Raw genomic sequence first — 4,748 nt, 5'->3', positions numbered from 1 at the left:
ACTATGATTAGCGCAATTTTTTTATTTTAGGGTTATTTACTCGTTACAGCCCCTATTTAATGAATTTTCAATATAACGATAAATCGATAATGGTGTATCTAAATTTACAATTTGTTCTATACTCTTTTTCTTTGAAAAAATTTCTAAAACATCATTTAAAATACCAAAATGCTTTGTCTTATCTTCTGCACATAAAACAATTATAATTCGAGCTGCTTTTCCATTTGGAAAATATACAGGCTTTTTAAAAGTAGCCATAGAAACATCCATTTGTTTGACACCATTTTCAATGGCTGTATGAGCTAAGACTAAATCATCGGCTAAAAACATATGCAAACCTTTTTCTTTTTGATCATGAATAATAGCATGGACATAATTTTCCGTTATCGAATCCTCTTTGATTAAAGGCTCACAAGACAATTCAATAGCTTGTTCCCAGTCAATAATATTATTTACACAAAGAATATGATCCGGTGTCAAATAATTTGTTAAACTTGTTCCTTGTCGTTTGCTATGTACTTTCTGCACTTGAATACTTGAATAATATTCCTGAAGATTTTTACGAAAATCATTGATTTGGGATGGATCCATATAGTCCTTGGCAATATTGATAATATCATCAATTTGCATACGCGCCTGCGGCTCAATGGACATACAATTTCTTAGAATCGCAACACGATCTTGATCCGTTAAAATCGGATGCACCACAATTAATTTTTTCTCATTCATCAAAACAACCGTTGAAATCACAACATCAAAATTATGATCTGGTGTATAACTACTTAAAGGAAGATTGATGATTTCAGTAGCTTGTGGAACTAAATTGGACACTTCCTGTCGAAGCATATTTCCAGTTCCAATTCCATTTGGACAAATAATCAAAATACGAAAAGCTTCTTTATTTCGCTTTGTTTGTGGCATAAATGCTCCAAAATGAAGTGTTAAATATGCCACTTCTGCATCAGAAATCAAATAATCCAATTGATGTTCCAATAAAACACAAGCTTTTTTTGTTAAATTAAACAAATCTGCATATTCCGTTTTGATACTATCCAACATGGGATTTCCCAATTGAATACCATAACGATACCGATACAAAGACGTTTTTAAATGCGCACTGATCGCATTGATTAATTCTTCTTCTTTTTCATAATAAAAACAAGAAATACGCTCAAATTCTTTGACTAAATTCTTGGCCATCACATAGGTTTCCCCATGTTCTTTCATTACATTAACCGGAATCGTTTGAAGACGAGATCCAAGTAAATGAAGTGTAATATAAATTTGTTCACTATCTTTTAATTGTGAAAAATAAGAATGAACCAGCTGATATTCCTTAGTCTCTAAAATCTCTTCTTCATCCATATCACTAAAAGTAATTTCATCGTTTCGATTTTCAATACTCGAAATAAAAACAGCTAAAGCAGGTAAAATACCAGTTACATATTCTGTTTCTAATTGAGATTCAATGGATTTCAATAAACAAAGATTCTGTTTAATTTTTTCCTGATTGGCTTGAAATAAATGATTTTTTTCATGATAATTCCATAAATGAGTTGGAAATAACATAAAAAATAAAGCACGTTTTTTAATAATATCACCAGAAATGCGGTAACCACTTTTAATATCATATATCAAACTTAAATTATATTTCGATAATAAATTATCAACACTCTTTAAGTCATTAATAATCGTATTTCGACTTACTTGGCATTCTTGTACAAAGTCATCAATATATAAAGGACGATTACGAATAATGATAAAACAAATAATGATCATCACTCTTTCTTCAGGTGTAAACACTTGAAGAGCATCAATATTCTGATTACTTAAAACTTTTTGAATAGCTATTGCCTGGCTTTTACTAATTAAGATACCTTTTCCTCTTTCTTGTACTAAAGGATCAATATCATGGGCAATCAGCCATTCATTAATTTTCGATACATCATAGTATACACTTCGCTTTGATACTTGCAGCTCATTGGCAAGATCCTGAATTTTTAAATAACCCGAAGTATACATAATAATATTTAAGATTTCCGTGCATCGTTTATCAAGATTATAAGAGATTGTCACGATATTCCTCCTAACAATTTATTGATTTTCTTGTGGTAAGGCGTACCTTTTAAATTGTTTTTCGCTTTATTTAAATACAAATTCGCTTGTTTTAAATCTTTTTTATTTAAATATTGAACACCAATTAAATATTGAAGCATTCCGATATCATCTTTATCTGTTTTTTCTTTTAACAACTCTTCTAAAGCTAAAATATCTTCCGATTTCTTTTCAATTAAAATTCGATACAACATTTCATCGTATCCAATTTCCTGTACATCACCGGAAATACGAATATGATGCAGTAATGTATCACACATTTCTTTGTTTTCACTTTCTAAAAAATAGAAATATGTTAAACTCGCAATTTGATATGCTTGTTTACGATTTAAATCCATTTGAAGTATATGAATACTTAATGCCTGAATTTGTTTGGCATCTTTTTTTGAAATATAAGTACGAAGTAAATTATAATTTCTTTCGTATTCACTAAAAACAAGTCGATATAGTTTGGATTGATTCATTTGATCAATTGCCTGATCATATTTTCCAGCATAAATTTTTTTTAGAATGGAATTCCACAATAGACTTCGAATGATAAATGGAATAGCAATGGAAATTAAAATAAGAGTTAATAAAATTAAAATAGGTAAAGCTTCCATGAATGTTCTCCTTACAATTAATATACTATCAATTTAAGAACTTTAAATCGAATCCATTTTATTTCAAATTCAAATTCATTTATGTGCAAATAATACAAAAAAAAATATGTATTTATAACAATAAAAAACCTAATTTTGCACAAATAAGTGAAAACGTTTGCATCTTTGCAAATAAATGTGCAAGAGAATAAATTCTTGCACAATAAATGGAAATCTTTTGGCCTTGTTTTACAAAGAAAACTCAAGGATAATGCATGTGAAAAGAGGAGATGATTGAGATGATTAGTAATTTGCTAAAAGAAAAAAACTGTTTTATTAAAGAGAGTGTGAAAGACTGGAAAGAAGCCATTCATATTGCTTGTGAATCCATGATTGATCAAGGATATTGTACACAAGAATATGAACAAGCTATTTTCGATAGTACAAAACAATATGGGCCCTATTATGTATTATGTGAAAACCTGGCTTTGATCCATGCAAGTAATCATTCGGGTGTTAATGAAACACAAATGGCCGTCACAGTATTAAAAAATCCCATCAAATTTTCTGAAGATGGTTATGATGTCCGTATTCTTGTTACTCTTGTAGCAAAAGACAAAGAATCTCATATGGATGGCATTGTTGCAGTTTCAAATATCTTCTCTGATGAAGAAAAAGTTAAGTCATTATTAAACGCAAAAGACGGAAAAGAAATATATACAATCTTTTCAGAAAATGTCTAACAGCGATTTAATATCTTAGGAGGAGAAAAAATGTTAGATTTTATTATTAATATTTTATCAACACCTGCGATCTTAGTTGGTTTATTAGCTATGTTAGGATTGATTCTGCAGAAAAAACCAATTGAAGTTATTATCAAAGGTACAGTAAAAACAATTGTAGGATTCTTAGTATTAAGTGCAGGTGCTTCATTCTTACAAACAGGATCTTTAAATGCATTTGGTGATTTATTTAACTATGCATTTAATATGCAGGGAGTTGTTCCAAATAATGAAGCTATCGTATCATTGGCATTAAATACATTTGCGACAGATACAGCCTATATTATGTGTATTGGAATGATTGCTAATATTGTATTGGCTCGTTTCTCTAGATGGCATTATATCTTTTTAACAGGACATCATACATTATATATGGCATGTATGTTAGCTGTTATCTTAAACGTTGGTGGACTGGAAGGATTCCAATTATGGATTGCTGGTGGATTGTTACTAGGATTCATTATGTGTGCTTCTCCAGCTTATTGTCAGCCAACAATGAAGAAAATCGTTAAAACAGATGAATTAGGATTTGGTCACTTCGGTGGATTGGGATACTGGTTCTCTGCACAATGTGCAAAAGTATTTAAAGGAAGCAAATCTACAGAAGAAGTAAACTTCCCACAACGTTTAACTTTCTTACGTGATACAACAGTTGCCATTGGATTAACTATGGTTGTCTTCTTCTTAATTGTTACAGCCGTTGCTGTTGGACGTGGAATTTTATCTGCCAATCCAGATGTGATTTTAGCTTCTTATCCAAATTTAGGTGGATTATTAAATGTTGGAGCTGAAACACGTACACATTGGGCTGTATGGGCTATCACTTGTGGATTAAGCTTTGCCGGTGGTGTTAATATCATTTTAAGCGGTGTACGTTTGATCGTTGGAGAAATTGTACCAGCTTTCCGTGGAATTGCCGAAAAACTAGTTCCAGGAGCTATTCCAGCAATTGACTGTCCAGTTGTATTCCCTTATGCACCAAATGCCGTATTAATTGGATTCTTAGTATCATTCCTAGGAGGAATCGTCGGATTATTTGTATTAGCTGCTATTAATACAGCCTTAGTACCAGTTGCCTTGATTTTACCAGGTGTTATTCCTCATTTCTTCTGTGGAGCCACTGCTGGTGTATTTGGAAATGCCGAAGGTGGATTAAAAGGATGCGTATTTGGAAGCTTTATGCACGGATTATTGATTACTTTCTTACCAGCTATTTGTATGCCAGTTATGGGAAGCTTGAACTTTGCTAACTGTACATTCTCAGATGCTG

Annotated in this window: 4 protein-coding genes; 2 read left to right on the top strand and 2 right to left on the bottom strand. The window is 31.4% G+C overall.

Annotated elements, in window-relative coordinates; genetic code table 11:
- Positions 1-36: 36 nt before the first annotated feature.
- Positions 37-2,076, bottom strand: a complete 2,040-nt coding sequence (locus ACI32A_RS09400) for a BglG family transcription antiterminator (protein ID WP_439754801.1) — start codon at positions 2,074-2,076, stop codon at positions 37-39.
- Entirely contained in the window at positions 2,073-2,717 is a 645-nt protein-coding gene (locus ACI32A_RS09395; RefSeq protein WP_439754800.1) for a hypothetical protein, read from the bottom strand. Before ACI32A_RS09395 ends, ACI32A_RS09400 begins: the two co-directional genes overlap by 4 nt.
- A gap of 278 nt (positions 2,718-2,995) precedes the next feature.
- Between ACI32A_RS09395 and ACI32A_RS09390 the strand changes: the two genes are divergently transcribed.
- Together ACI32A_RS09390 and ACI32A_RS09385 are read left to right on the top strand one after the other, a co-directional pair.
- A complete protein-coding gene (locus ACI32A_RS09390) occupies positions 2,996-3,439 on the top strand; it encodes a PTS sugar transporter subunit IIA (RefSeq protein ID WP_439754799.1) in 444 nt (147 codons plus the stop codon).
- Positions 3,440-3,469: 30 nt separating this feature from the next.
- Positions 3,470-4,748: PTS ascorbate transporter subunit IIC (locus ACI32A_RS09385; RefSeq protein WP_439754798.1), on the top strand; the 1,279-nt coding region annotated here is incomplete at its 3' end.

It is taken from the genome of Floccifex sp., assembly GCF_051873555.1.
Classification (GTDB): Bacteria; Bacillota_I; Bacilli_A; order Erysipelotrichales; family Erysipelotrichaceae; genus Floccifex.
This window is presented reverse-complemented; position numbering and strand designations above follow the sequence as displayed.